Source organism: Streptomyces sp. NPDC007084 (genome assembly GCF_040703595.1).
Lineage (GTDB): Bacteria > Actinomycetota > Actinomycetes > Streptomycetales > Streptomycetaceae > Streptomyces.
This window is the reverse complement of the sequence record NZ_JBEYFY010000140.1, coordinates 1-1,098: the sequence shown is the minus strand read 5'-3', so window position 1 is coordinate 1,098 and position 1,098 is coordinate 1. Positions and strand designations below refer to the sequence as shown.

1 rRNA gene is annotated in these 1,098 nt (G+C 51.0%); it reads right to left on the bottom strand.

The features are described from left to right. A 23S ribosomal RNA gene (locus AB0912_RS35955) occupies window positions 1-1,098 on the bottom strand; the annotation flags it as partial.

Here is a 1,098-nt window from a genome sequence, read left to right as displayed (position 1 = left end):
TCGCGTGCCGCTTTAATGGGCGAACAGCCCAACCCTTGGGACCGACTACAGCCCCAGGATGCGACGAGCCGACATCGAGGTGCCAAACCTCCCCGTCGATGTGAACTCTTGGGGGAGATAAGCCTGTTATCCCCAGGGTAGCTTTTATCCGTTGAGCGATGGCCCTTCCATGCGGTACCACCGGATCACTAAGTCCTAGTTTCCTACCTGCTCGAGTTGTAGCTCTCGCAGTCAAGCTGGCTTTTACCTTTACACTCTACGATTGATTTCCAACCAATCTGAGCCAACCTTTGAGCGCCTCCGTTACTCTTTAGGAGGCGACCGCCCCAGTCAAACTGTCCGTCAGACACTGTCTCCCTGGCCGATTATGCCAGCGGGTTAGAGTAACCATAAGTCAAGGGTAGTATCCCAACAACGCCTCAATAGAAACTAGCGTCCCTATTTCAATGGCTCCTACCTATCCTGTACATGACTTACAGGTACTCAATATCAAACTACAGTAAAGCTCCATGGGGTCTTTCCGTCCTGTCGCGGGTAACCTGCATCTTCACAGGTACTAAAATTTCACCGAGTCTCTCGTTGAGACAGTGCCCAAATCATTACGCCTTTCGTGCGGGTCGGAACTTACCCGACAAGGAATTTCGCTACCTTAGGACCGTTATAGTTACGGCCGCCGTTTACTGGGGCTTCAATTCATACCTTCGACTTACGTCTAAGCACTCCTCTTAACCTTCCAGCACCGGGCAGGCGTCACCCCCTATACATCACCTTGCGGTTTAGCAGAGAGCTGTGTTTTTGATAAACAGTTGCTTGGGCCTATTCACTGCGGCTGGCTTTTACACCAGCACCCCTTCTCCCGAAGTTACGGGGCTATTTTGCCGAGTTCCTTAACGAGAGTTCTCTCGATCACCTGAGGCTACTCGCCTCGACTACCTGTGTCGGTTTGCGGTACGGGTAGATATGACTTTACGCTAGAAGCTTTTCTTGGCAGTGTGACATCAGAGAGTTCGCAACCGTAGTTGCTTCCCCATCACAGCTCAATGTTAAAGAGAAATGCATTTGACACATCTCACACCTCACTGCTTAGACCAGAATCCA